The 25,629-nt window shown below is 63.4% G+C and carries 30 protein-coding genes; 6 read left to right on the top strand and 24 right to left on the bottom strand.

Going from position 1 to position 25,629, the window contains the following annotated elements:
- The first annotated feature begins 28 nt into the window (after positions 1–28).
- The 4 genes from NE623_RS04355 to NE623_RS04340 are packed head-to-tail and all read left to right on the top strand — an operon-like array spanning position 29 to position 4,090.
- Positions 29–595 carry a hypothetical protein gene (locus tag NE623_RS04355; RefSeq protein ID WP_256272203.1) on the top strand — a complete coding sequence of 189 codons (567 nt, stop codon included), beginning with the start codon at positions 29–31 and terminating at the stop codon, positions 593–595.
- A 12-nt stretch (positions 596–607) separates the two neighbouring features.
- Positions 608–1,351 carry a hypothetical protein gene (locus tag NE623_RS04350; protein WP_256272204.1) on the top strand — a complete coding sequence of 248 codons (744 nt, stop codon included), beginning with the start codon at positions 608–610 and terminating at the stop codon, positions 1,349–1,351.
- On the top strand, positions 1,348–3,036 hold the full coding sequence (locus NE623_RS04345; RefSeq protein ID WP_256272205.1) for a GspE/PulE family protein: 1,689 nt from the start codon (positions 1,348–1,350) through the stop codon (positions 3,034–3,036). The genes NE623_RS04350 and NE623_RS04345 overlap by 4 nt, the downstream gene beginning before the upstream one ends.
- Positions 3,037–3,040: 4 nt before the next feature.
- On the top strand, positions 3,041–4,090 hold the full coding sequence (locus NE623_RS04340; protein WP_256272206.1) for a type IV pilus twitching motility protein PilT: 1,050 nt from the start codon (positions 3,041–3,043) through the stop codon (positions 4,088–4,090).
- A 46-nt stretch (positions 4,091–4,136) separates the two neighbouring features.
- On the opposite strand, the gene NE623_RS04335 is transcribed toward NE623_RS04340, so the two are convergent.
- The 20 genes from NE623_RS04335 to NE623_RS04240 all read right to left on the bottom strand — a co-directional run bounded on the left by NE623_RS04335 (position 4,137) and on the right by NE623_RS04240 (position 19,469).
- Positions 4,137–4,580, bottom strand: coding sequence for a phage holin family protein (locus NE623_RS04335; RefSeq protein ID WP_256272207.1), 444 nt, complete (start codon positions 4,578–4,580; stop codon positions 4,137–4,139).
- A 4-nt stretch (positions 4,581–4,584) separates the two neighbouring features.
- Positions 4,585–5,196 carry a M23 family metallopeptidase gene (locus NE623_RS04330; RefSeq protein WP_370866681.1) on the bottom strand — a complete coding sequence of 204 codons (612 nt, stop codon included), beginning with the start codon at positions 5,194–5,196 and terminating at the stop codon, positions 4,585–4,587.
- A gap of 3 nt (positions 5,197–5,199) precedes the next feature.
- A complete protein-coding gene (locus NE623_RS04325) occupies positions 5,200–6,645 on the bottom strand; it encodes a hypothetical protein (RefSeq protein WP_256272208.1) in 1,446 nt (481 codons plus the stop codon).
- Positions 6,642–8,261, bottom strand: coding sequence for a hypothetical protein (locus NE623_RS04320; protein ID WP_256272209.1), 1,620 nt, complete (start codon positions 8,259–8,261; stop codon positions 6,642–6,644). The genes NE623_RS04325 and NE623_RS04320 overlap by 4 nt, the downstream gene beginning before the upstream one ends.
- A 16-nt stretch (positions 8,262–8,277) precedes the next feature.
- Complete coding sequence (locus NE623_RS04315; protein WP_256272210.1) at positions 8,278–8,625, bottom strand: DUF6711 family protein; 348 nt, start codon at positions 8,623–8,625, stop codon at positions 8,278–8,280.
- A gap of 5 nt (positions 8,626–8,630) precedes the next feature.
- The gene (locus tag NE623_RS04310) at positions 8,631–9,854 is read right to left on the bottom strand and encodes a hypothetical protein (RefSeq protein WP_256272211.1); all 1,224 of its coding nucleotides are present in this window, start codon (positions 9,852–9,854) and stop codon (positions 8,631–8,633) included.
- Positions 9,855–9,944: 90 nt separating this feature from the next.
- A complete protein-coding gene (locus NE623_RS04305) occupies positions 9,945–10,517 on the bottom strand; it encodes a Gp15 family bacteriophage protein (protein WP_256272212.1) in 573 nt (190 codons plus the stop codon).
- Complete coding sequence (locus NE623_RS04300; protein WP_256272213.1) at positions 10,514–10,954, bottom strand: hypothetical protein; 441 nt, start codon at positions 10,952–10,954, stop codon at positions 10,514–10,516. The genes NE623_RS04305 and NE623_RS04300 overlap by 4 nt, the downstream gene beginning before the upstream one ends.
- A gap of 3 nt (positions 10,955–10,957) precedes the next feature.
- Entirely contained in the window at positions 10,958–11,434 is a 477-nt protein-coding gene (locus NE623_RS04295; protein ID WP_256272214.1) for a hypothetical protein, read from the bottom strand.
- On the bottom strand, positions 11,431–11,856 hold the full coding sequence (locus NE623_RS04290; protein WP_256272215.1) for a hypothetical protein: 426 nt from the start codon (positions 11,854–11,856) through the stop codon (positions 11,431–11,433). Before NE623_RS04290 ends, NE623_RS04295 begins: the two co-directional genes overlap by 4 nt.
- A gap of 17 nt (positions 11,857–11,873) precedes the next feature.
- Positions 11,874–12,275, bottom strand: a complete 402-nt coding sequence (locus NE623_RS04285) for a hypothetical protein (RefSeq protein WP_256272216.1) — start codon at positions 12,273–12,275, stop codon at positions 11,874–11,876.
- Complete coding sequence (locus NE623_RS04280; protein WP_256272217.1) at positions 12,272–12,640, bottom strand: hypothetical protein; 369 nt, start codon at positions 12,638–12,640, stop codon at positions 12,272–12,274. Before NE623_RS04280 ends, NE623_RS04285 begins: the two co-directional genes overlap by 4 nt.
- 12 nt (positions 12,641–12,652) lie before the next feature.
- The gene (locus NE623_RS04275) at positions 12,653–13,507 is read right to left on the bottom strand and encodes a N4-gp56 family major capsid protein (RefSeq protein WP_256272218.1); all 855 of its coding nucleotides are present in this window, start codon (positions 13,505–13,507) and stop codon (positions 12,653–12,655) included.
- A 102-nt stretch (positions 13,508–13,609) separates the two neighbouring features.
- Positions 13,610–13,774 carry a hypothetical protein gene (locus NE623_RS04270; protein WP_256272219.1) on the bottom strand — a complete coding sequence of 55 codons (165 nt, stop codon included), beginning with the start codon at positions 13,772–13,774 and terminating at the stop codon, positions 13,610–13,612.
- 85 nt (positions 13,775–13,859) lie between these two features.
- Complete coding sequence (locus NE623_RS04265; RefSeq protein WP_256272220.1) at positions 13,860–15,233, bottom strand: hypothetical protein; 1,374 nt, start codon at positions 15,231–15,233, stop codon at positions 13,860–13,862.
- An 11-nt stretch (positions 15,234–15,244) separates the two neighbouring features.
- The gene (locus tag NE623_RS04260; RefSeq protein ID WP_256272221.1) at positions 15,245–16,489 is read right to left on the bottom strand and encodes a PBSX family phage terminase large subunit; all 1,245 of its coding nucleotides are present in this window, start codon (positions 16,487–16,489) and stop codon (positions 15,245–15,247) included.
- Between the two features lie 16 nt (positions 16,490–16,505).
- Complete coding sequence (locus NE623_RS04255; RefSeq protein ID WP_256272222.1) at positions 16,506–16,691, bottom strand: terminase small subunit; 186 nt, start codon at positions 16,689–16,691, stop codon at positions 16,506–16,508.
- A 141-nt stretch (positions 16,692–16,832) separates the two neighbouring features.
- Positions 16,833–17,249: a sigma factor-like helix-turn-helix DNA-binding protein gene (locus tag NE623_RS04250; RefSeq protein ID WP_256272223.1), complete on the bottom strand. Its 417-nt coding sequence runs from the start codon at positions 17,247–17,249 to the stop codon at positions 16,833–16,835.
- Positions 17,250–17,675: 426 nt separating this feature from the next.
- On the bottom strand, positions 17,676–19,232 hold the full coding sequence (cls, locus tag NE623_RS04245; protein ID WP_256272224.1) for a cardiolipin synthase: 1,557 nt from the start codon (positions 19,230–19,232) through the stop codon (positions 17,676–17,678).
- Between the two features lie 84 nt (positions 19,233–19,316).
- Positions 19,317–19,469, bottom strand: a complete 153-nt coding sequence (locus tag NE623_RS04240) for a hypothetical protein (protein WP_256272225.1) — start codon at positions 19,467–19,469, stop codon at positions 19,317–19,319.
- A 363-nt stretch (positions 19,470–19,832) separates the two neighbouring features.
- Here NE623_RS04240 and NE623_RS04235 point away from each other — a divergent pair, with 363 nt between their 5' ends.
- Positions 19,833–20,702, top strand: coding sequence for a transketolase (locus tag NE623_RS04235; RefSeq protein WP_256272226.1), 870 nt, complete (start codon positions 19,833–19,835; stop codon positions 20,700–20,702).
- On the top strand, positions 20,695–21,651 hold the full coding sequence (locus NE623_RS04230) for a transketolase family protein (RefSeq protein ID WP_256272227.1): 957 nt from the start codon (positions 20,695–20,697) through the stop codon (positions 21,649–21,651). Before NE623_RS04235 ends, NE623_RS04230 begins: the two co-directional genes overlap by 8 nt.
- Positions 21,652–21,831: 180 nt before the next feature.
- Here the strand turns inward: NE623_RS04230 and NE623_RS04225 are convergent, their stop codons facing one another.
- From NE623_RS04225 to NE623_RS04210, 4 genes are read right to left on the bottom strand one after another with little or no spacing between them, the layout of a single operon-like run.
- Positions 21,832–22,206, bottom strand: coding sequence for a RidA family protein (locus NE623_RS04225; RefSeq protein WP_256272228.1), 375 nt, complete (start codon positions 22,204–22,206; stop codon positions 21,832–21,834).
- 30 nt (positions 22,207–22,236) lie between these two features.
- Positions 22,237–23,217, bottom strand: coding sequence for an alpha/beta hydrolase (locus NE623_RS04220; RefSeq protein ID WP_256272229.1), 981 nt, complete (start codon positions 23,215–23,217; stop codon positions 22,237–22,239).
- A 9-nt stretch (positions 23,218–23,226) separates the two neighbouring features.
- On the bottom strand, positions 23,227–24,246 hold the full coding sequence (locus NE623_RS04215; protein ID WP_256272230.1) for an alpha-hydroxy-acid oxidizing protein: 1,020 nt from the start codon (positions 24,244–24,246) through the stop codon (positions 23,227–23,229).
- 23 nt (positions 24,247–24,269) lie between these two features.
- A complete protein-coding gene (locus tag NE623_RS04210) occupies positions 24,270–25,475 on the bottom strand; it encodes an MFS transporter (RefSeq protein WP_256272231.1) in 1,206 nt (401 codons plus the stop codon).
- Between the last annotated feature and the right edge of the window lie 154 nt (positions 25,476–25,629).

The following is a 25,629-nucleotide window of genomic DNA, read 5'->3' as shown; positions in this document are numbered from 1 at the left end:
TAACTATTGAGCCGTGGGGATTTTCATTATGGCAATGAAACAAAACAACTTCTATCTGCGCTGGCAGAAGGCCGCCGGGGCCGCCAAGAGCGAGACCCGCAGCCGCGAGATGCAGGCGCTTATACCGGGCCTTGCCGTTGTGGCCGTGGCCATGCTGGGCTGGGGCGGCCTGACGCTGCACACCTCGATGCTGACAAGCCAGCGGCAGGATATTCTGAATTGGTGCACCGACCAGGCCGAGGCGTTTCAGGCTTCGACCCGGGACGCCGAGGAGGCCGCGCTGTTCCGTTCCCTGAGCGATTACGCGGGCGGTATGACCGACCTGCTGGGCAGCTACCCCGATGTGACCAGCAGCCTGCTGCACCGCATTGAGGCCGCAGGCGGCGCGTCCATCACAATTCAGTTCACCGACTACAACGCCGCCACCGGTGAGCTGCTCTTCAACGCAAATTCCAGTCAGGTCATTGATATTCCGACCTACATCCGTTCCCTGCAGAGCTGCGGGGTGTTTTCGACCGTCAGCTACACCGGCTACAACGCCGGGGATGACGGCTATTCCATCGATCTGCGCTGCGTTCTGGCAGCGCCGCAGTAAGGAGGGCGCGCCATGGAACTTGCACCTATGACCAAGCGCGACAAAATTCTGCTGTACTTTGTACTGATGGTCGCTTTTGTTGTGCTGTATATCCGTTTTCTGCTGATACCGGGCATTGAGAACCACCAGCAGGCCGCCGCCGACCTGGTCGAGGCCGAGACCGCGCAGACCACAATGCAGGACACCATCCTAATGGCCAGCGCCAACGCCGCCCAGAAAAACACCAACTGGGGCGAGCTGCAGACCGCCAACGCCGTCTACTACAGCCTGTTGAGCAGCGACGAGCTGGACACGCTGGTGACCAGCCTGGAGCTAAACCACAATCTGCAGCCCGAGTCCTTAAGCATTGGCCAGCCTGTGACCCAGAATCTGGGCTGGTATGTGGCCAGCGCAGACGCGGGCCGCACCGCCGGGCCGAGTGCTGCCGCCGATACCGCAGTGACCGCCGGGGATGCCGCCGCCACTGCCGAGGGCAACGCCGTGCTGCAGCAGTTTCTGGCAGCTGACCTTGTGCCCCAGTATGACGCACCGGGCTATTTCCGCACCGCTGCCATCTCCTTCAACTGCAGCGGCGCAGAGGAGGATTTTCTGGCCCTGCTGGACGATTTAGCCGCCAACTATCCTTCCGTGCAGCTCAACACCTTCTCGATGGATACACGCAGCTACGCTAATATGGACGGCACCTCCTCGACGGGGACCGTCTTTACCGTTGCGCTGTCTGTGATTCTCTGTGACAAAGGAGGGGTTCAGCCGTGAAGAACATCCGTCTGGGCGACGTCCTGATTGAGTTCGGCTACATCACGCCCGAACAGCTCAACGCCGCCCTTGCCTATCAGAAGGAGCACCGCGACCTGCGTGTCGGTCAGGCCCTGCAGGAGCTCGGCTGCGTCAACGAGCGTCAGGTGCTGGAGGCATTGGCCCAGCGTCTGCAGCTCAAGATGGTGGACATCGAGCACACAACGGTGGACGTGACCGCCGTTGAAAAAGTCCCGCAGGAGCTGGCCCAGAAATACGATATGCTGCCCATTGCGCAGAATGGCCGCACCCTGACCATTGCGGCCAATGACCCGCTGAACTACTACGCAGTTGAGGATATCCGCCAGCTGACCGCGATGGAACCCGAGATTGTGCTGGCCGAGCTGGAACCGCTGCGCCGCGCCATCCGCTACCATTATGCCGAGGTCAGCGCCCGCAAGGCCGCCCGCACTGCCAACAGCAGTGATATGGCCGCGGCCCAGACCGAGGATTTAGCGATTGATATGACCGCCGAGGGCGGCGACCTGGACGCGCCCATCATCCGGCTGCTGAACAGTCTGGTGCAGCGCGCCGTCACCACCACGGCGTCGGACATCCACATCGAGCCGTTTGAGGGCGAGACCAAGGTCCGTATGCGCATTGACGGCGTCATCGTCGATTATGTGACGCTGCAGCGTGCTTTGCATCAGCCGTTGATTGCCCGCATCAAAATTATGTCCAATCTGGACATTGCCGAGCACCGCATCCCGCAGGACGGTCACTTCCGCGCCCGTCTCGAAACCGGCCCCGATGTCAACGTCCGTGTCTCGATTCTGCCGACCGTCTTTGGCGAGAAGGCCGTTCTGCGTATCCTGTCCAGCAACACCTACATCAAGAACGCCGACCACTTCGGCATGAATGATGAGACCTACAAGCGGTTTTTGCCGCTGCTCAACCGCCCCAACGGCATCGTCTACCTGACCGGCCCGACCGGCTCCGGCAAGACGACAACGCTGTATATGATTCTGCAGGCCATCGCCGAGCGTCAGGTCAATGTCTCGACGATCGAGGACCCTGTCGAACGCAACCTGCCCCGCATCAACCAGACGCAGGTCAACAACATTGCAGGCCTGACCTTTGAAAACGGCCTGCGCGCCCTGCTGCGCCAGGACCCCGATGTCATCATGGTCGGCGAGACCCGCGACGCCGAGACGGCGTCCATCTCGGTGCGTGCGGCCATCACGGGCCACATGGTGTTCTCGACCCTGCATACCAATGACGCGCTCTCCTCCATCGTCCGTCTGGAAGATATGGGCGTGGAGCGCTACATGGTGGCCAACTCGGTGGCGGGTCTGGTGGCACAGCGCCTGATGCGCCGCGTCTGCCCGCACTGCGCCGTGCAGATGCCGGTAACTGACGAGGAGCGCAGCTACCTTGGCCCGGACATTCCCTTTGTGCGCCGCGGCAAGGGCTGCACCCAGTGCAACGGCACAGGCTACCGCGGCCGTGTTGCCATCCATGAGCTGGTCATCATCAACCGCGAGCTGCGCGAGATGATTTCCGCCGGGGCCACACAGGCGCAGCTGACCGAGGCAGCCCGCCGCAATCAGGGCATGACAAGCCTGCGCGAGGCCGCTCTGCAGCTGGTGCGCGACGGCGAAACCACCCCCGAGGAGCTGCTGAAGATTACGTTCTACGAGGAGTAAGAGGATGCAGATTCATGAGCTTACCGCGCTGGCGCGCCAGATGAAGGCCAGCGATATTCATATTTCCGAGGGGCTGCCCCTGATGTTCCGCATTGACGGCCGTCTGGTCACTGCCCCTGTGCAGCTGAGCGTGGACGAAACCCGCTCCCTCATCATGGGTCTGATGGACGAGGCCCACCGCGAGGCCATCACCGCCGAGCGCATTGACGCAGACTTCGCGCTGGTTGCCCCCGACGGCACCCGCAGCCGTGTGAACGTGTTCTTCCAGCAGGGTAAGGCCGCCGCCACGCTGCGCCTTCTGAACGATACAATTCCCACGCTGGCCGAGCTCTCGATGCCCGCCGTGCTGACCAAGCTCGCGGACGAGCCCCGCGGCCTGATTCTTGTCACCGGCCCCACCGGCAGCGGTAAATCCACCACGCTGGCCGCCATGATCGACCACATCAACGAGACCCGCAGTGACCACATCATCACGATTGAGGACCCGATCGAGTACGTCTACCGCGGCAAGCAGGCGCTGATTCATCAGCGCGAGGTCGGTGCTGATGTGCCCAGCTTTGCCAGCGCCCTGCGCAGTGCCCTGCGCGAGGACCCGGACGTCATTCTGGTGGGCGAGATGCGCGACTATGAGACGATTTCCGCCGCCGTCACCGCCGCCGAGACCGGCCACCTGGTTATGAGCACGCTACACACCATCGGCGCGGCGCAGACCATCGACCGTATCATTGACGTCTGCCCGGCCGGTGCGCAGAACCAGATTCGCGGTCAGCTCGCCGCTGTGCTGCGCGGCGTTATCACCCAGCAGCTGCTGCCGCTTGCCGACGGGCAGGGCCGCTGCGCCGCCACCGAAATTCTGGTGGGCACCGACGCCGTGGCGAACCTGATTCGCGAGGGCAAGTGCTACCAGATTTCCAGCATCCTGCAGTCCGGTGCCGCGCTGGGTATGCACAGCCTGAACGCCGATCTGGCGCGGCTTGTGGCCACCGGCCGCATCACCCGCGAAGCCGCCGAGCGCTGCGCCACCGACAAGAGCGATCTGCGCAATTATCTGTAACCACAACAAAAGAGGGTATCTGCCGCGATTGGCAGATACCCTCTTTTTATTTTTCCGTTTTTTCCTTCCCCTCGGCCAGCAGGCGGACAAGCCACGCGGGCACCGGGGCCCCCATCTTGGCGGCGTTCTCGGCAATCGAGCCCAGCTCGGTAAAGATATACCACACCAGCACCACCGGCAGCACAAGGCCGTCAAATGGCAGGCTGACTCCCGGCAGGTTGGCGGCGGCCATACCCAGCACGGCATCGGTCAGCGCTGCCACCAGCACCACCACCAGCATACCGGCCTTGTGCCAGATGCCTGCCCGCGCCGCGCCGCTGGACCACTGCCCTTTGCTGGCCGCGGCGGCGCTGCCGCTGACCCAGTCCAGCGCCATACAGGCCGCCCACGCCAGCACGAGCCACCCCAGCCAGCCGAAGGCCGCCGTAAACGCCCCGCACAGCGCAGCCAGTGTGCCCTTCACCCACAGAATGTTTTCCTTCTTTTCCATCGTTTCAGCTCCATTCACTTTTATAAAGTCCGGCCTTTACCAGCCCCCGCTGGCGGCAGAGTGCCAACAGTGCGTCCGCGTCCCCTTGGCTCACCGGCCCTATCGTCAACGTCTGGCGGGGCGTATCTGCCGCGCCGTACACGCCCACCGCGTTGGGGCAGCCCGCGTAGGCCGTAGGGGCAAGCCCCTTGCCGTTCGCCGTGGCGCGCACCTCAAAATGGCAGTGGTCATAGCCGCCCGCCGCGTTGCCGGTCTGGCCCATCACCGCCAGCGCGTCCCCGCTGGCCACCCGCTGCCCGACTCTGACGAGCAGGCTGGCGCAGTGGCAGAAATACAGGTAGTTGACGGCATCCGGCGTCTGGTTGGCGTCCAGCCTGACGCAGACATACCAGCCCCACTCCCACGTCTTATTGCTCTTGTCGGTCACAATGCGCGCCCGCGTCACTGTGCCGGTGATTTTTTTGCCGTTGTAGTACGGCATCCGTATGGTGCGGTCATCCACGCCAATCAAATCCACACCGCCGTGCCACACCTTGCCGCCGCCCCGCGTCCAGCCGAAGCGCCCATAGTCATAGGCAAGCTGCACCCGGCCGCAGAAAATGCCTGTCTGCTTCATTTTTTACACCCCCTTGCGCAATGTATAGATAATTTTCATCGTCTTGTCGGCGGTCTTTTCCAGCGCCCGCGGCAGGTCATTGATGGTACCCAGATAGTTGACCCGCAGCACGCGCTCGGTGCGCACACGCTGGTTGCTGTAGTAGCGGCGCAGCGGGGTCAGCGGCTCGCCCAGCACCGGCGCCGTGGTACTAAACCCTGCCGAGGAGCTGTTGGAGCACGCCGCCTCGCAGGAGAACAGCTCGTTTTTCTCGGTGTTCAGCACCACGCAGCGGGTCTGGTAGTAGCAGTACAGCCGCCCGGCGTAGGCATCGCCCAGATACTGGAGGTTATCGCCGTGCATCGTAATGGCCTTGACGTTGGTCGGGTCGGCCAGCGGGAAGCGATAAATCTGGTAGCTGCCCGGCGCAGTCAGGTAGAGGCTTCCGCCGTAGACCGTGCCGTTCAGCGGCGTGCCCATCGCCTCGCTGACGGTGCCGCGCAGGGCGGTGCCGGTGTTGTTGGGCACGGTGTAGTCGGTGCAGGCCAGCGTTCTAATGTCATACTCGCGCACCTTCACCACCCGGCCCGCCGCCAGCGTAGAGGCCTCCGGCATCGACACCAGATAGAATTTGCCCGCCTCGGCGTCACAGCACAGGCGGCAGTACCGCCCGGCGCTGCTGCCGGTGCACTGCAGGAAGCCCGCAATGTCCAGCTTGTCGGTGCGGCGCAGGCTTACCCAGTAGCCGACGGAATCGCGGCAGAACAGGTCAAAGGTTTTCAGGCTCAGGCAGTGGCGGCGCAGCTCCAGCACGCCGTTGGCGGCATCCACACAGCCGGCCACAGCCTCGTCCTCCTCCGGGTCCGCCCAGAGCAGCACCCCCTTGGCGGTGGTGGGGTAGTAGTCGGTTGCCAGCACGTTCGTCAGCAGCTGGTCACCGCCCAGCTGGCTGTTGAAGCTGACCCGGTCCGCTTTACAGACAGCGGAATCTGGCGCGTTCACCATCTCGGAGAAAAGCGCGCCCAGCGGGTGGGTCAGGCAGACCGACTGAATGACGCCGTTGGCCTGATTGGTTGCAAATTCATAGACATAGGTGTCGATGCCGTTGGCCGGGTCGATGACCGTCTCGGTCAGGTTGGCGCTGCCGCGCACCGTGTTTTTGGTGGCGTTGACCTGTTTGACCAGCGCCGTGCCGGTAATCCCCGCTGCCGCGGGCGCAAACAGACCGCCCCCGCCCAGCGGCCTGTCATACAAAAGCAGCCCGCCGTAAAACAGCGAGACAAGGTCCTTTGGCACGTAGGCGTCATCCACGCCGCCGCGCCACATCATGGCGGCCTTATTCAGGTAGCCGCCGTAGCCGTTGAAAATATCCGTCACCGCGCTGGTGATGGTGTTGTCCTTTTCCACCACCTCCACCGCGCCGGTGTGCACGTTGGTCAGCTCAATCCGTGTATGACCGTGCAGGCTCATTGTGTTCCCTCCTGTAGTGTGGGGCCGCCGTCCGTGATGGCCCCGATGGTATAAATGTGCGCCGCCAGCGGCACGCCCGGCAGCTCCTCCTCGCAGGTAATCAGGCCGTCCCACGGCAGCTCGCTTACCATGCCCTGCCCGGTCACGGTGGCCTTGATGCCATACTTGGCAATCGTCACCGTGCCGCCCGCGCAGCACAGCCGCACCGAAAGCCGCTTGACCGCGTCCGCCTCCACACTCGGGAAGGGGTAGAACAGCGCCATTGTGTGCGGCCCCGCCAAAAGCCGCTGTTGCGGCATAAAGTTTTCTACCAGAGCATCGTTGAGGTAATACCGCACGGTCAGCGTCAGCGGTGCATCGCCGTCGGGCGCAGCGTCCAGCAGCAGCTGGGCCAGAAATATCGCGCTTGTCGCTTCGGTGGCGGCAAAGGCAATTTCAATCGCCCGCACCTCGCTGCCCTGCACGGTCAAATCCGCGGTGTTCGTAAAGCTGTAGTAAGTCAGCCGCTTTGTCTCAGCGCTTGCCTGCACCTTGCGCAGCAGCTTTTGGGTGTTGCCGTCCGTGCTGCCGCCGAGATACGGATTGCGGCCCACGCTTTTCAGTGTCTGCCTGCCGCGGTAGCGCCAGACAAAATGGGTCACAAGCATTTCCGGCGCAGCGCCGTCCGCCTGCGGCAGCGTGATGCGGTCGCCCGGCTCAAAGGCCGGGTCGCCGGGCATGGTCACGGTGGCCGGGGTGTAGTCGAGCCCCTGCAGGGTGGCCAGCAGGCTGTCGGCCATCTGCTGGCGTGTCTCTTCCAGCCCCTTCTCGGCCAGCGGCATATCAGATATAGTCATCAGCAGCCCCTCGCCCGGCACCGCGGCGGTAAAGGTTTTATCACCGGTTTCCAGACGCACTGCCGTGTAATGGCAGCGGAAGTCCGAGACGGCCACCTCACTGCGCCCAGCCGCGTCCAGTGCGGCGCAGGGGCTTACGGCAAACTGCCGGATAACCAGCCGCCCGGCCCGGTCTGCCGCGGCAAAGCCGCCCAGCAGCTGAGCAATCGCGCTCACAGCGTCCCGCAGGGTGGAAAACTCCTCCCCACTCAGCCGGTGCACCAGCCCCGCGCAGGGGCTCAGATCCGCAATCTCCTGCGCGGTCTGGCCCAGCGTAAGCCCGGCGCGGTCGGCCAACGCCGCAAGCAGCGTGTAGGCGTCCCCCTGCAAAGCCTCACCGTCAAAGCGTGTTTGCAATGCCAGAATGTTGTCATACGCCTTGATGCTGACATACAGCGCCCGGCGCTCGGCCTCGGCCACCGTGTAGCAGCCAAGGGGCACGCGCTCCCAGCTGCCGTCTGCCAGCTGCAGGGCGTAGGTCAGCACAAGGCTTGCGCCGTAAAAGCTGTAGCGGTCAAGCTCGGTGCGCAGGCTCAGCGCTGCCTGCCCCATATACGCACAGCCAAAGGCCAGCTCCTCGCCGGTCACACACTGGTTGTCCAGCGTCAGCGAGCCGCTTATCAAATCCTGCGGCTGCAGCGGCAGCACGGTGCCATCCTTCAGCGTCAGCACGCCGGTCACGCTGTCCGTCCGCGTCCGGGCACGGATGGCCGTCTTATACGCCTGCGAAACAGGGTACATTTCCTTCACCTCCTTGTCAGAATTCAATCAGGTTCATCTCAACAGCCCAGACGCCCTGGCCCTCCCGGGCCGCCTTCAGCTCCGCGGTGCGGTCACCGGCATACATTTTTGCGGTGCGCATCTGCCCGAAGAAATATCCGACCTGAAAGCTGTCCGGCGCGGTTGCGTTCAGCACCCGGGCACACTCCGGGGTCGAGAGTGCCGACCACTGCAAACTGATTTTTGCCACGCCGCCGCGCACACGCTCCCGCACCAGCACACCGTCCTCGGTGCGGCCCGTGCCGCTGCTGTCCAAATCAGAAAGCTGCACCTTATAGCTGTCCGGCGTCGGCATTGCCGCGCCGTCAATCGTCAGAATTTCCATCCGCTTCACCTCCCGCTGCGCAGGGCACGGCGGCTCTGGCTGTTGGCAATCACGCTGTCCAGCAGCTCCTCGCCGATATAGACGTTGATGGGCTGGCCGTCGCCTGCGCCATTCCAGCCGGACAAAACCTCCGCCATGGCCTGCTTGATGGTCGCCAGCGGTGCTTCAACGTTCGTGCCGCTGGTCTGGTCACCCAGCACGGCCAGGAACTGCCGGTTCGGCGGCAGCACAGCGCCCTGCGCCAGCGCGGGCACCTGCACACCGGCCGCGTATTCCAGCCCGGGCAGGGCGCTCTGGGTCAGCAGCCTGCCCGCGCCCTGCAGCGCCCCCGCCGCCAGCGAGCCGACCCGGCCAAGGCCGTCCAGCAGCCCCCGCAGGGCTGCGCCCAGTGCGCTGACCATGCTGTGCACCACACCCAGCACGGTGGAAACCGCCGTCTGCACAATCGAGACAATGCGCCCCCACACGGTGGCCACAGTACCCGCCATCGCCTGCCAGGCGGCATCCCACTCGCCGCGCAGCACGGCGGTCAGAAAGTCCGCCAAGCCATGCAGCACCGCCAGCGCAATCGTGATGCCGTCCGCGATTATCCCCACGGCCCCGGTCACCGCCGTGCCCAGCGCGGTAAAAACGCCCGCCGCCACCGGCCCAAGCGTTGCGGCAAGCCACTGCAGAAACGGCGCAAGCACGGTGTTCCAGACCGTCAGCAGCAGGGTGCCCACCGCGCCAAGGCAGGCTGTCAGCTCACTCCAGAGCGGCTGCAGATGCTCCGCCCAGAGCGCGCCCAGCCACGCCTGCAGCTGTGCCAGCACCGTCTGCACCACGGCCAGAACCTGCGCCCAAAGCGGCTGCCAGACCGCCAGCACCGCGCCGCACAGCGTGCTCCACGTGTTCGCAAATGGCGCAAAAAAGCCCTGCAGATACGCCCAGAAATCCGCCCACACGCTGCGCAGCTCGGCCAGCACCTCCTTCCAGACGGCGGCCATGCTCTGCGCGCTGCCCCTTCCGGAGGCTCTGGCGGCGGACCGCTTTGCAGCCTTGGCTGCCGTCTCGTTTTTCTGGGTCTGCGCGGCGGGGGCGGCCAGCCGGTTGATTTCATCAAATTTGGCAAGGCTGCGCACCGTTTTTACGCTCTGCGCCGCGGCGGCCTGCAACGCTGTGCGCAGTCCGGCCACCACGCGCTGTGCCTCGCACCCGGCAACCCCCACCCGGCCCAGCGCCGCCGCCACATCGTCCAGCGCCGTTTCCAGCCGCCCCGCCGGGACGGCCAGACGGGAAACTTCATCAAAGGTTATCTCTTTCGTGTCGCTCTCCTCCTCTCACTGCAGCAGCGCCAGCAGCCGCTGCTTTTCTGCGTTTTCCGCCGCCGAAGCCGGTGCGCGCAGCTCCACGGCCTCGCGGTGGGTGCGGTAATAGTCCAGCTCCCAGTTTTCCAGCCGCTTGCCGCGGCGCAGCTTGTCCCGGATGGCCACCACCGTGGCAAAGCTCCCCTCGCCGATGGCGTCAAACAGCGCCAGAAAGCTCCACCAGTGCAGATAGGGCAGCGTACGCACATCCTGCCCCGCTGCCCGGCTGATGCCCGCGGCAATCAGCGGTGCATCCTGCTGCCAGTCCATCAGCGGCGGGCCGGGCCTTGCCGCCGCCCTGTGCCCCGCTGCCAGAAATTCCGTCAGAAATTCGGTGGCCCGGGGCCAGACTTCCTGCGGCATGGCGGCAAATTCCGGGTAGAACAGCCGCATGGCCACATACCAGCGCCCGCCCGCGTCCAGCTCCGGGTCAGCCCGGCCGCCCAGCCAGCGCAGGATCTCCAGAATATCGCGGTAATCCGTGCGGATTTCATACCGCACGCCGTCCAGCTCCGCCTGCCGCGGCAGGCCCCAGGCGCGCATCATTCTGCGCCCCGGGCGGCGCGGGCCGCGTCCAGTTCAGCCTCGGCTGCCGATGCCACAGTCTGCAGACGCTGCTCAGCCCCTGCGCGCAGAATCGGCGTAAGCGCCTCCAACAGGTTTTGCACCACCCGCTTGCCGTTCGCCCCAACGCCCGCAAGGCTCACGCCGTCCAGAATCGCGTCAAAGTCATTCTCCGCGCCGAAAATCTCCTGCAGCAGCGCCTTGATTTTGCCGTCATACTCGCGCAGCAGGGCAAGCCCCGCCTGCGCGTCGGCGCTCTTTTCCGTTGCCGCCGTCAGCTCGGCATCGTACTGCTGCAGCGTTTTGCCCGCCGCAAAAAAGCGGTGGTAGAGGTTCGGGTCCGCCGGGTTGAACCGCAGCACACCCCGCCCGTTGACGCGGAATTCCTCCACGCCGGTGTCAATTTTCAGTTCCTGCATTGCTCACGCCTCCGTAAATTTCTTGGTGGCCGGGTCAAAGCTGCCCTTGGTCTTGACGCCGGTATAGTGTACGTTGAAGGGAATCTGGTAGCCGGTGGTATCGCCGCCGTAGCTCACCACCTCGATGTAGCACTCCTCGCGCACGGCAGGGTAGCCGCCGGATGCACTCTCACCCCAGAGCTTGACCTCCACCATATCGGTTTTCAGCTCATCCAACACAAGATCTCCGTCAATGATGGCCTGCAGTTTTTCAAACAGCGGGTCGCCCGCCTCGGCGTAGTAGGGCGTGACCTCGCCCTGCTTCTGGTAGCTGTCAATCACCACCGAGGTCTGCCCCAGAATGTTGGACTTTTTCTCCACATTGGCGGTCAGCTCGGGGGAATACTCCTCCAGATCGCTGCCCAGCCGGGTGTAGCTGGCCTCGCCCTTGCCAAAGGCGGCGTTCAGGTAGTGGGCCATATATCTGCGTTCAATTTTCATTGTAATTCCTCCGTAAAGCTCTGTGTGTAGTCCGCCTGCAGGCGTACGGTATACACCACCGTGCCGCCCGCGTCGGCGCGCTCTATGCGGCCCTGCTCGGCACGCAGAACCTCCCTCTCTGTGTCCGTATTGCCAAAAACCGGCGCACGGTGCGCGGCGCTCTCAGCCGCCGCCCAGCTCTGTAACGCCAGCAGCCGGGCGGCATTTTCCGCCTGCGTCAGCGGCAGGCAGAGCCGCAGGGTAAACTCGGCCCGGCAGCGCTGCCGCACGCCACCCAAAAGGTTTTCGCGGCGTTCCAACACCGTGATGCCCTTCGTCCACAGCCCCGCCGTGCCGGGCTGCGGGCCCACATCCCCAACAGCCATTGAAAGCCCCTGCAGGGCAGGGGCCCGCGCCAGAAAGGCGCACATCTTGTCAAGCATACTGTTTTCCTCCTTTTTTATCGCGTCAGGCTGCGCACGCCGGTGCCGCCTGCGCTCCACCATGCACCGGCCTCCACGTGGTGGGGTCTGCCGTGCCGCCGCATCGGCAGCACATACTGCACCACCACTGTGTCACTGCGGGCGGCAGGCACAAAGCCCGGCCAGTCGGCCCAGCTCACTGCCGGGCCCACGCCCAGGCAGAGCCTGTCCCCCGGCGCCAGCGTGTAGTCGATGCCAAAGCGGGCCGCCTTCTCCAGCACCACCAGCAGCATGGCCACGCCCAACCGGGTGCCGCCCACATCGGGCACGGCACGCCCGCCCTGCTGCCACACCACCCTGTGCAGCACGGTACGCCGCACGGTCTGCGTGGCTTTGTCCGGGTGATAAAGCGTCACGGTATCGCAGCAGAGTTTATTCATTGCGGCAGCCACCGCCCAATCTGCAGATAGTACCCGGCCTCGCGGCGGAAATGCGCAGCCCGGTCATCCAGCGTGCGGGCGCAGAGCTCGGGCGGGGCGGTGTAGGTCTCGCTCACGCTGCCCACGCTCACCTTGACAAGGCCGCGGGCCTCGTCCTCCTGCGCAAACTCGTACATGGCATCGGCAATCGCGCACAGGGCCATTGCCGCGGCGGTGTCGGGGTCCAGCCCCTTGCGCGGGGCCACGGCGTAGACCTCCCGCATACGGCGCAGCTCGTCCCCGGCGCGCTTGATGAACCGCGGGAAATCCTTCTCGGGGATGTCCTCGCCCAGATATTCGTTCAGATAAAAGGTATAATCCGGCACGTGCCCGCCCCCTTACGCCTTGAACTTTGCCAGTACCACCTTGGCCTCGTTGGAGAGCACGGCCACGTAAAATTCGTCTGCCGTGATTTCGGTGGTGCGGGTCTTGGGCTTGCGCTCGGTCTCAATGTTGACCTCACGCTTGCGGTAGATGGTCAGCGCCGGGATTTCATCGTCCACCTCGGGGTCAGCCTCCAGCTTGACGATGGGGCAGGCGTAGACGCCGCCGGAAAGCGGCACCTTCTTGCTGGGCACCAGACGGCAGCCCGCAATCATACCGATTTCACCGGTCAGGCTTACCCCCGGCGTGTACTTGTCGGCGCTGAGGAAGTCCGGGTTCTTGCGCAGCTGGGTGACCTGCTTCGGGTGGATGAACAGCACCTTGTCCGAGCAGCCCATCTCCTCCTCAAACAGGTCGACCGCGTCCACAATCGCGTTGTAGCTGATGGCGGCAGCGCTGCCGTCATAGACAAGGCTGGCCGTCTGCAGTGCGTCCATGCAGTCGCTGTCAATCTTGGCGGCAATGGCCAGCGCCAGCTGGGTGTTGGCCTCGCCCACCGGGTTGCCATAGCCGGAGAGAACAGCCTCATCGGTCAGGCCGATGCCCTTCATCGCCTTCTTGATGGTAGCCTTGCGGGTGGAGGTCGTCATCTTCTCGATGGCCACCTCGCCGCCCTCGGCCACGTCTGCGGCATCGCCGATGTAGGTGTAGGCGGGCACGGTGATGGTATCGCCGGGCACGCCCGCCAGCGTATCGTCGATCTTGGCAAACGGCGCCACGCGCAGCTTCTTCGGGATGCGGGCAGAAACCATATCACCCATAACCTCGGGGTCAATCATATCGGACAGCTTCGTAATAAAATCAGACATAGTTTTTCTCCTTTGTTCGTTGTTTTTTGTTTTGTACTGCATTTTTGGGGCGTTCATTCCCCACTGTGCAGGGGCGGGCATTGCCCGCCCGCTTCTCTCCGCTTACTTCCGCATCTCCGCGTACAGCTCCGGGTTCTCGCGCTTCAGCGCCAGACGCTCCCGGTAGCCCATCCGCGCAAACGCCTCGCGGTCCGGTGCCACCGGCACGCTGCCGGTCCCCGCGGCATACGGTGCCGGGGTCTGCTTTTCCTTGCTCTGCTCCTCCATTTATGTCACCTCCTTACTGCTGTTTTCTGTATATTTCCGGTCGACCTGTAGGGCGGGGCTCTGCTCCGCCCGCAAGCCTCCCTTGTCAAAGGGCGGTGACCGAGCTCTGCGAGGCCGGAGGGATTCTTCCAGGGCACTGCCCATCCGTTGCCTTTCTCGGTATAAACCGTTCCCGCACGGCCTGCAAATCCGCCTCGGTCTCATGCGGCAAATCAAAATACCAGGCCAGCGCCAGCTCGGGGCGCAAGAGCCCGGCCTCCACCATCTCCCGCTGCTCGGCCCAGATGCGGGCACGGTCATACAGAACGCCGTCGCCCCAGTCGATGGCCGGCTCCGCGCCCTGCAGATCCAGACCGTACAGCACACCCAGCGTGCCGCACAGCGCCATGGCACTGCGGGCGGCCTCTGTCCACGCGGCCTGCAAATCGCGGATGGTCAGATCGTAGTCCACCGCCGTGGCGGCAATCTCGGTGGCGGTGCGCGGGTCATTCACCGCGTCCGCCTCGCTCAGAATCCCGCGGCGCAGACCCAGCAGGCTCTCACACCCGCGCAGCAAATCCTGCTTGCGGGCCAGATAGCTCTGCTCGCGCAGGGGCGGGCTGTAGACCGTCACCCCCACGTTGGCGGGGTCATCCGGCAGGCCGATGAACAAATCATCGCGCAGGGCGCGCCGCCCCTGGGCATCGGGCCGCAGCAAATCCTCCGACGCAAACACGCGGGACGCACCGTTGGCAAACTCGGTGTTCAGCTGCTCCTCGCACCGGGCCAGCGCGTGCAGCAGCCCCACCGCCGGTGCGTACACGCTCACCGCGTCGGTGCTGCCGTCCACACAGTTCATCATCGGCATACGCAGCACGGCCAGCCCCACCCCCGGCACGCCGGGCAGAAAGAGCTGCGGCACCAGCGCCGCACATTCCGGCAGGGTGTCAAGCGGCACGCAGCGCCCCAGCGCCTGACCGTTCAGCTCAAACAGCCGGGTCTCAATGGTCAGGCCATCGGCCCCGGCCGTGCGGCGCTCCAGCAGCGCATACTGCCGCCCGTCCGCGCTGTGGCGCTCCATCGTGCCCACCGCCAGCAGCTGCCCATGGGCGTCCCGGGCCAGCGGCAGATAGCAGTCGCGCCGGATGGCCGCAAAGTCAAACGCGCCGTCTCGCGGCACCGGCTTCAGCAGGCACTCGCCGCCCACCAGCGCATACTGCATGGCGGTTTTCGCCGCGCCGTTCAGCGCCGCCATACTGCGGCGGGCCGCCCCGGCGGCATCGGGCGGCAGGCGGGTCTCATACTCGGCAAAGACCGTGCGGCAGAGCTTGCCCACAATCAGCGCCGCCAGCCGCGGGGCGGCATCCTCGCCGGGGCGCGGGGCCCCGTAGTACAAATCCAGCCATTCCCGCAGGGCCACCCGCATTTTTACAGACGTTACATCGCTTTTTCCGAACGCCTGCTCCAGATATCCTTGCACTTTTCCTCTCCTTACGTTCCTCTGCGCCTCCACACACCCTCCACTGCGTAGCGCACCGCGTCAATGTGGTGGTTGTTCACATCGGGGTAGCCGGGCAGCACCTCGCCGGTGCGGGGGTCGCGTTCATACTCGTACTCGGCAAATTCTGCCGCCGTGGCCGGGCAGCGCGCCGGGTCAATCACAATCGCCGTCAGCCCTTGCAGCCACTTCATACTCTGCCGCACACTGCCGGGGCCCTTCTGGGCGGCACGGCAGGGCAGGCCCGCAGCGCGGTAGTCGGCGCAGGATTTCGGCTCGGCGGCATCGGCGGTCAGCGGCCCGCTGTCGGGGTCGGCCAGCCCGCGCGCCACCAGTAGCTGTGCGGTTTCGCGGTTGGGCGTGCGCTGGCGCGTCAGCTCGTCCCAGATGACCAGCACCCGCCGGGCTGCATCGTAGCAGACCGCGTTGTAGGCCCACGGGTCGGGGTACCAGCCCCAGTCCACACCGTGGTAAACGCGGTCATAGCGTTCCAGCTCCTCATCGGTCAGCGGACGCAGCTGCAAGTTCTCAAACACTGCCGCGCCGCTGCCCACCACCTCGCCGCCGTACTCATGGCGGAAGGCCACCGGATTCGTTTTTTCCAGATGTTCAGCATCTGCCCAGAAGCGCTCACCCAGCAGCTCCCGCGGCAGATCCCGGTAGGTGGAGTGGTGCACCAGCTTGCCGGGGCGCTGCTCCCGCGCATAACGGTTGGCCCAGTTGCGGGCCATCGCAGGCGGGTTGAAGCTCTTCAGCGTCAGCGTCCAGCTGCCGCCGCGCAGCACAGTCTGCTCAACGTTGCGCACCTCCTCCGGGCCGTCAAACTGGTCAAGCTCCTCAAACCAACAAAGCCCCACAGTGCCAAACGGCAGCTTCAGACTTTTGAGCTTGCCCGGGTCATCCAGCCCGAAAAACAGAATCTTCTGCCCGGTGGGCAGATAGGTGCACTCCATCGGGCAGACCGTGCAACGGAAATACCCCGCACAGCCCAGCTCCCCGATGGCCCATACAATCTGGTTGTAGACGCTGTTGCGCAGCGTGCCGCCCACCTTGCGCAGCACCACGGCATGGCAGTCCGGGTGGCGCAGCAGCTGCCAGACCAGCTCCATCGACAGATAGCTCGACTTGCCGGACCCGCGCCCGCCCTTGGCCACAACCTCGGTCACTGTGCCGCCGCGTATCGCCGTGTGTACCGGCCAGAACACGGCGGGTATCTTTTCTTTCAGCCTGACCTTCATACTGCACCTCCCTCTCTCATTCGTCCACGATAATCACCCCCTCCGCCTTCGCACCCTCGCCAAGCCCCAGATGCTTGTAGAGCATTTCCAGGGCGCGGAGCTTGTCGGCCACCTTCACAGGCAGGCCGCCCTCCTCACCGGGCACAGCAAAGGCAATCTCGGCCAGCTCGTCCAATACGTGCTCCTCACTGATTTCGCACAACGGCATCCCTCCTTTTGGGTATAAAAAAACTCGCGGAAGGCTTTTGGCCTCTCACGAGTTTCTATGCTAGTATGTTACCACGTTTAGTTGTGAAATACAATGAAATTTTGCGAAATCTTTGCGAAATTTACTGAAATCTTTTCAGATTTCCGGCTCCAATCGCTCCACGCCGGCCTTATGCAGCTGGTAGACCCGGCGTTGCACCACGCCCATGCTCTGGGCAATTTCGTGGTAACTCTGCCCCATCACGTAGCGGCGGCGCAGCACCTCCTGCTGGGCGGCATCCCCCAGCGCCATAATGCTGTCCGTAACCCTCATCCGCATTTCCATGCAGGCGTCCAGCTGCTGCGCCAATCTTTTCTGTGCCTTTTCGATGCGCTCCACCGCCTGCGGCAGCCTGTCCACGTTCGGCGCGCCGCGCCCGGGCATCCCGGTCATACAGGTGGTCACGCGCACGGCGTCACTGCGCAGCGCCTGAATCTCGTCCTCCAGCATATGCTGATAGCTGAGTGCCTCCTGGTACCGCCCCAGCCACTGCAGCTTTTCCTGATATGTCATTGCCATCCTCCTTGTGTTGCTTCCCCTGTCAGGCCTTGTTGGTTATCTCCATAGTATAGCAACAACTATCGGTTGTCAATAGTCGTTTTGTGCTTTGGCGGTGATTGTACCAAAAAACGGACTGTAAAAATGCCTATGTAGGGCGGGGTGACCTCACCCCGCCGAAAGCCCGCGGCCAGCTGCCGTCTCCGGTATATTTGTAGAGGGCGGCGTCCCCGATGCCCCGAGGTGGTTGCCCGGTAAATGCCGTTTGCCGGTAGCCCCCGGGCCGGGCGCGCCCGGCCCCTACAGCAGCGGTTGCCCATTGACGGACAGTCGCACACGGAGGGGTCAAGATCTCTCCCTACAAACCAACCCGATACAGTCCCCCACAACAAAAAAAAGACCGCCCGGTTCCCCGGGCAGTCCCAAAACAGCAATCTCTCCTCAGCACAGCGGCGCTACCAGCCGCAACACGGCGCTGTACATTGTGCCAAAGAATCCTGTGCGGCAGTCGGCCAACGTCACCGCAGCGCTCTCCCTTTCAATCTCCGCAAGGTCGCGGCGCACATCGTCCAGCACCGCGCCGCCGTAAATCAGCACGCTGTTCTCAAAATGCAGATACAAGCTGCGGTAGTCCAGATTCACCGTGCCCACCGCCGCAATGCGGTCATCCATCAGCCAAGTCTTGGCGTGCAGGAATCCCGGCGTGTAGCTGTAAATCTTCACCCCTGCGCGCAAAAGATGCGGAAAATAGCTCCGCGTCAGCTGGTAGATGGTCGGCTTGTCGGGCACACCGGGCGTGTAGATGCGCACATCCACGCCGCGCTTGGCCGCCAGCCGCAGGCAGGAAAGCAGGTCATTGTCCAGAATCAGGTACGGCGTGCAGATATATAACCGCTTCTGCGCCTGATTGATCAGCTCCAGATAGGTGTTCTTCGCCACAGCCTCGCGGTCCACCGGACTGTCGGCAAAGGGCTGCACCAGGCAGTCTGTTTCCTGCGGCTTCACCTCGGGCAGGTCGCGGGCCGGGTCAATCTCCTCATCAGGGTACTTTGCCTTCCAGAAGGTCAGGAAAATGCCCGCAAGGCTGGTTGCACCAGGACCCTCCAGCCGCACGCCGCTGTCCTTCCAGTAGCCGAAGCGTTTGAGCTTGTTTATGTACTCGTCGGCCAGATTCACGCCGCCGGTAAAGCCGATTTTGCCGTCTATCACCATAATTTTCCGGTGGTCGCGGTTGTTCATAACAAGGTTCAGCACCGGCACGCAGCGGTTGAAGCTGAACGCCCGGATGCCGTCCGCCTGCAAGATTTCGGCGTAGTTATGCGGCAAAAGGCTCAGGCAGCCCGCATCATCGTAAATTACCCGCACATCCAGCCCCGCCGCGGCCTTCTGGCGCAGAATCTCGTGAATCTGCCCCCACATCTCGCCCATGCCGATGATAAAGCTCTCGACATAGATGCTGTGCTCGGCGCTGCGCAGAGCGGGCAGCATATCGGCAAACATACTCTGGCCGTCGGGGTAATACTTCACCGCCGTACCGCTGCAGACCGGTGCGGGCGCGTAGTCATGCAGATATTTTGCCGTCATGGCGGCGCGGGGGTCCGCCTTTTCCAGCTGTTCCTCGGCAGCCGGGTCGGGGCGGCGGGTCGGATCCATCGCCTGCCCGGCGCGCTCCAGCCTGCGGCGCAGCCCGAAGACCGGCCGCTTGTTGCCCCACAAAAGGTACAAAAGCCCGCTCTGCACCGGCATAAGCATAAACAGAATCATCCAGCTGATTTTGAACTCCGGCACGGTGGAGTCCTGCCGTATCAGCGCCAGACACATAATCACGCTGAGTGCCAGCCCTGTCCTGCTGATCCATTGAGCATATTCGCTGAGCCAGTTAAACACCGCAAACAGCCAGAATGCCTGCAGCAGCACAAGCACCACCGTGATGACCAGGCGGCTGAACACCAGATTCAGCACCCGCCGCAGCACCCGCCGCCAGTTGCTTTTTTTCATACCCTCGTTTCACTTTCCGTCAAAATCAAAAAAGGCCGCACCCATCCCCGGCAAGGGGCGGTGTGCGGCCATGCTTCTCGTTCATTACAGGCGGTCGATGGCGGCCATGCAGTCGGTCATCGACATAAAGGTCACGGCGCAGTTAGAGCCGATGAACCAGCGCTCGTCCCCATTGCAGACGATTTTACGGATGAGCTTGCCGTGGTACTCAGTCTGGATATAAATCCCGTTGGGCACTTTTGTTTCCCTCCCAGATATAGTAGTGTGGGCCGGGCGGCTGCAGGATATATGGTTCTTTCCGCACCGCGGCTGTACTTAAATTATGCCACAAAAACGTCCCGGATGCAAGGTGCTTTTTGCTGTAGTTTATGTACGATTCGCCCCATTTTTTGGCACAACGCACAAAGGGCGCATAACAAGGCCCTTTGCGCACCGCCGCAGGCTGCACATTTGACGCACAGCGCGGAATTTTTACGAAATTTGCAAAAAAATGTTGCGGGATTTCTCGAATCGTGTATAATATAAGGTAGTATATTGTGCAGCGGTATATAATTGTATGTACCGCACGATTTTACCATAAGTGACCGGAGGAGCTTAGCTATGACAAAACTGGAAACGCTGCAGTTGAAACTGACTGCAACCCGCGTGCGTATGGGTGTGATTGAAGCCACCCACGGTGCCGGGTGCGGCCATCCAGGCGGCAGCCTGTCCGCGGCAGACGTCCTTACCTACCTGTATTTCCGTGAGATGCGCATTGACCCCGAGCAGCCGCAGGATCCTAACCGCGACCGCTTTGTGCTGAGCAAGGGCCACTGCGCCCCCGGCCTGTATGCCGCCCTTGCGGAGCGCGGCTTCTTCCCAGTTGCCGATCTGCCCACCTTGCGCCACTCCAACAGCTATCTGCAGGGCCACCCCAATATGAACACCGTGCCCGGCGTCGATATGAGCACCGGCAGCCTGGGTCAGGGCGTTTCCGCCGCCTGCGGCATGGCGCTGGCCGCCAAGAAACAGGGCAGCGACATCAACGTCTACACCCTGCTGGGTGACGGCGAGATTGAGGAGGGCGAGTGCTGGGAGGCCTTTATGTTTGCCAACCACTACAAGCTGGACAACCTCTGCATTATGATTGATGTCAACGGCCTGCAGATTGACGGCGCCACCCGCGATGTTATGAACTCCGAGCCGCTGGACAGCAAGATGGACGCCTTCGGCTTCAACACCATCGTCTGCAACGGCAACTCCTTCTCCGATCTGGAGCAGGCTTTCAAGATGTTCGACCTGTCCCACGGCAGCGGCAAGCCCACCTGCTTCCTGCTGCGCACCACCAAGGGTCTGGGCGTCAGCTACATGGAGAACGCGGTCGATTGGCACGGCAAGGCCCCCAACGACGAGGAATACGCGCAGGCCATGACCGAGCTGCGCAACGCTCACGCTACGCTGGAAAAGGAGATTGAGTTCAACAATGGCTGATATTAAGAAAGTGGCTACCCGTGTCAGCTACGGCAACACGCTGGTAGAGCTTGCCCAGCAGGGCGCTGACAACCTGGTGGTCTTTGACGCCGACCTGGCCGCCGCCACCAAAACCGAGATTTTCCGCAAGGAGTACCCGGACCGCCACTTTGACTGCGGCATTGCCGAGCAGAATATGGTTGGCGTTGCCGCCGGTATGAGCACGATGGGCTATGTTCCCTTCGTTTCCAGCTTTGCCATGTTTGTGGCGGGCCGCGGCTTTGAGCAAATCCGCAACTCCATCGGCTACCCCCACCTGAACGTCAAGATTGCCGCCACCCACGCGGGTCTGTCTGTCGGTGAGGATGGTGCCTCCCACCAGTGCTGTGAGGATATTGCCCTGATGCGTTCCATCCCCGGTATGGTGGTGCTGAGCCCGTCTGACGATGTCGAGGCACGCGCCGCCGTCATCGCCGCCTACAATTACAACGGCCCCGTCTATCTGCGCTTCTCCCGTCTGGCCACCCCGGTGTTCCATGACCCCGCCACCTATGAGTTTGAGATCGGCAAGGGCGAGAAGCTGACCGACGGCTATGACATTGCGGTTATCTCCACCGGCCTGATGACCAACGAGGCTCTGCGCGCCGCCGTGCTGGCCAAACGTCAGGGCATCAACGTCCGCGTCATCAATATGCCCACCATCAAGCCCATTGATGAGGAAATCATCCTGACCGCTGCGCGTGAGTGCGGCCGCATCATCACCGTTGAGGAGCACAGCATCATCGGCGGTCTGGGCGAGGCCGTCTGCTCCGTTGTCAGCGAGAAGCTGCCCTGCCTGGTGCACCGCATCGGCGTGCAGGATCAGTTCGGCCATTCCGGCCCGGCCAACGAGGTTCTGCGTGACTACGGCCTCTCTGCCGAGAACATCGTCACCGCCATCCGCGACATCGTCCGCCCGGACAATAAATAATCTCCCATAAAAGCCCGCGCCCCTGAGGAAATCATCCCTCAGGGGCGCGTTTGTTTTGTTGAACTGTGTCCCCCCGGCACCCCGGAAAATTTCCGGCAGCCCGTAGGGACGGGGCTCTGCTCCGCCCGGGGTGTTTACTGCAAAAGGTTGCTTACGGAAAAGCCCCGGTATTTTCGGGTGTTACCCTCTGACCGCGATGCACTCGATTTCAACAAGGGCGTTCTTGGGCAGGGCGGCAATCTGTACGCAGCTGCGGGCGGGGAAGCCGCCGTGGAAGTAGGTGCCGTAAATCTCGTTCACGGCACCGAAATCGGCCAGATCCTGCACAAAAACGGTCGTCTTGACGACATTGTCCAGCGTGAGGCCTGCCTCCTGCAGGACAGCCTGCAGATTCTTCAGTGCCTGATGGGTCTGGGCCTGCACGCCCTCGGCCAGCGCGCCGGTGGCGGGGTCAAGGCCGAGTTGGCCGCTGCAATAGACGGTGGAGCCTGCATCGACCGCCTGCGAATAGGGGCCGAGAGCGGCGGGTGCGTTGGTGGTGGAAATGTGTTTCATGGTGGGAACCTCCTCTATGTATCGTGAAATTTATGCGTCCTCGGTGGGCTTCGGCCAGACGAAGCCGCGCCGTTTGAGGCAGTCCTGCAGGAAGGCGGTGGCCTGCGCGGTGTAGGCGGGGTTATCGTGGTAGTAGCTCACGGCGTGCGCCGCGCCGTGCACGGTCAGGAATCTGGAGCCCTTCACGTGGCAGGCGGCGTAGTTCTGCCGCCCCATCTCATAGGGGACAAAATCGTCCTTGTCACCGTGGACAAAGAAAATCGGAACCTTGCTCTGGGCCGCGGCGGCCTCGCAGTCGGCGGCTTCGGGGTCAAAGTGGCCAAACAGAATCGCGCCCAGCCGCCCGATGGCGTAGGTGGGCCCGACCGGGAAGCCGGGCAGATACTCCGGCAGGCACTTGCGGGTGATGGCGCGGGGGCTGGTGTAGCCGCAGTCGGCCACAATGCCGCAGACGTTGGCGGGTAAATCCAGCCCCGCCGCCAGCAGCACGGTGGCCGCGCCCATCGAGACACCCATCAGGAAGATGGGCACCTCCGGGCCGAAGTGGCTCTTGGCCCAGACGGCCCAGTCGCGGGCGTCATAGCGCTCCTTCACGCCCATCGTGATGGTATGCCCGCCGCTGTAGCCGTGGGCGCGCTGATCCGGCAGCAGGACGTTGTAGCCCAGCTTGGTGCAGAGCGTGTAGCCGCCCAGACCGTCCCGCGTAGCATAGCCGCGGTAACCGTGGAAGATGATGGCCAGCGGTGCGCCGTCGGCGTGGTGGTAGTACCGCGCCGCCAGCGGGGTGCCGTCCTGCGCGGTGATGTGCACCGGGGTGAAGCTGTCCCGCGCCAGCGCGTCGGCGTCGGGACCCATCGCCTTGCGGTAGCACTCGCGGGTGGGCATATCGGCGGGAGAGGGCACGTGGACGGTCGGCTTCTGATAGAAGGCCACGCGGTAGATGCCGTAGGCCGCCCCCAGCACGGCGGTGGCGGATGCAGCGGCAAGTCTGAGCAGCGGATGCTTTTTCATAAGGCTACCTCATCGGATGACCCGCACCATATCGCGGGTGATGGCATCAAGGGTGGGCGCACCGCACAGCCGCATTGTATCGGCCAGCTCGCTGCCCAGTTTTTCTACATAGGCGGCAACACCGTCCGCCCCGGCACCGTAGACTGCGGTGACGAAGGGGCGGGCAATCAGCACGCCGTCCGCGCCGAGGGCCAGCGCCTTAAAGACGTCATTGCCGGTGCGGATGCCGCCGTCCACCAGAATCTTGGCGCGGCCATCCACCGCGGTGACGATGTCGGCCAGCACCTCGGCGGTGGCGGGGCAGTCATCCAGCACGCGGCCGCCGTGGTTGGAAACCACAATACCGGCAGCCCCGGCCTCCACGGCCTTTTCGGCACCGCGGGCGGTCATAATGCCCTTTAAAATAAACGGCACACCGGCGGCTTTTGCAATCTCCTGCAGCTGCTCCACGGTTTTGCTGCCCGCAGGCGGGTCGAGATGTTGCAAGAACGGCAGGCCCGCCGCGTCAATGTCCATTGCCATGGCAAAGCAGCCGGAGGAGCGTGCCAGCTCCATCTTGTGGGCCACGGTGGCGTTGTCCCACGGCTTGACGGTGGGGATGCCCGCCCCGCCGCTGGCGGCGATGGCGGCGGTAGCGCCCTCCATCACCTTGGGGTTGGTGCCATCACCGGTGAAGGCGGCAATGCCCGCTGCCGCGCAGGCGGGGACCAGAATGTTGTTGTAGTCCAGGTCATTGTATTTGTCGCCGTAGTGCAGCGTCATAGCGCCCACCGGCCCGGCAAAGAAGGGATATTGGAAGGTACGGCCAAAAAGGCGCAGCGTGGTGTCCGGCTCAAAATTTTCATGGATGGTGTCCATATTCAGCCGCACGGCGTTCCATGCGTCAAAGTTGCGGATGGCCACTGTGCCGCTGCCCTTGGCGCCGGGGCCGGGAATCGTGCCGCCGCAGGCACGACCGTTGCAGACCGGGCAGGCACGGCAGGGGCCCATCTGGCCCTTCGCAGCTTGGAGAACCTCTTGATATGTCATATAAATACCTCCTGTGGCGAATATCATCCTGCTCTGCCGCCATTATACCGCGTTTTGCCCGCGACCGCAAGGCCGCTGAGCAGGACAGCACCACCCAGCACACACAACCCCGCGCCCGCCTGCCCGGTCACGTCCCCCAGCCAGCCCAGAACGGGGCTGGCCGGAATCATCAGCAGGCTGTAGGCCATGCTGTCCACGCTGATGAGGGTGGCGCGGCGGTCGCTGGAAATCAAGTCGTTCAGCCGCTGTATACTGTGCAGGAACCAGACGGCAATCGCCCCCTGCACCAGCATCGGCCCTGCCAGACATCCCCATGCGGGGGCCGCCCCGGCCAGCAGTGCGCCCACGCCGCAAAGCAGCGCACAGGCCGTGTACAGGCCGCGCAGGCTGTGCGGGTGCAGCCGCCGCCCCAGTGCGGCCCCGGCCATACCCGCCGCCCCGGCCAGCAGCCCGGGCAGAAACAGCCACTGCATACCCCAGCCCTGCGCGGTAAGGCGCTGCTGCACCAGCATGGCGGTCAGATAGCTGGGCAGGGAAATCACCGCATCGGCGGCAATCAGGCGGCGCACGGCAGCACTGGTGCGCAGGCAGTCAAGGCTGTCCAAAATGTGCACACGCAGCCGGGCGGGCAGCTCCCACAGGCGGTGCTGTCCACGCGCCGCCTGTTCCGCGGTGACAACCGGCTCGGTCAGGCGGGCGGCTGCCAGCACCGTGAGAACTGCCGCCCCGGCATCCGCCAGATAGTAGCCGGTGTAGCTCAGCACGCGGGAAAGCAGGCTGCCCAAGGCGCTGAACGCGGTGGAGAGCTTCTGCAAAACCGACACATTGGCGTCGATTCTGATGTATTCACCCTCCCGCCCGGCGGTTTTCAGGCTGTCATAGGTCAGGGCCTCCTGCGTGCCGGAAATCATATTGTAGCCCAGTGCCTTCAGCCCCATAGCCGCGCAGACCGGCATAAGGCCCGGCGCAAAGGCCATCAGCAGGGCGCTGAGCGTCCACAGCACACCCCCGGCTGCCAGCGTGCGCCGCCGCCCCAGAAGGTCTGCCGCCATGCCGCTGGGGACCTCACACAGCAGGCTGACGGCATGGAAAATTCCCTCCGCCAGACCGATTTGCGCCAGCGTAAAGCCGCGTGCTGCCAGCAGCGCCACCCAGACGGCATCGGTGATTGTAAAGGTGGAGAAAAATGTATAAAGATAAACGTTGGAAAGCTGTTTTTTTAGATTCACAGGAAACACCCTTTCGTGACAGAATACGAAAACGTGCCCCTTTTTGGCAGCAAAAAGGCGCCCCGCGGCAAAGCCGACAGGGCGCACAAATGCACACACATACCGTCTTGCCGAGGAAAAAAGGGCACACTTATAGCGTAGCTGGGTTAAATGT

Origin of the sequence: Gemmiger formicilis, from assembly GCF_024462815.1 — a bacterium.
Lineage (GTDB): Bacteria > Bacillota > Clostridia > Oscillospirales > Ruminococcaceae > Gemmiger.
This window is presented reverse-complemented; position numbering and strand designations above follow the sequence as displayed.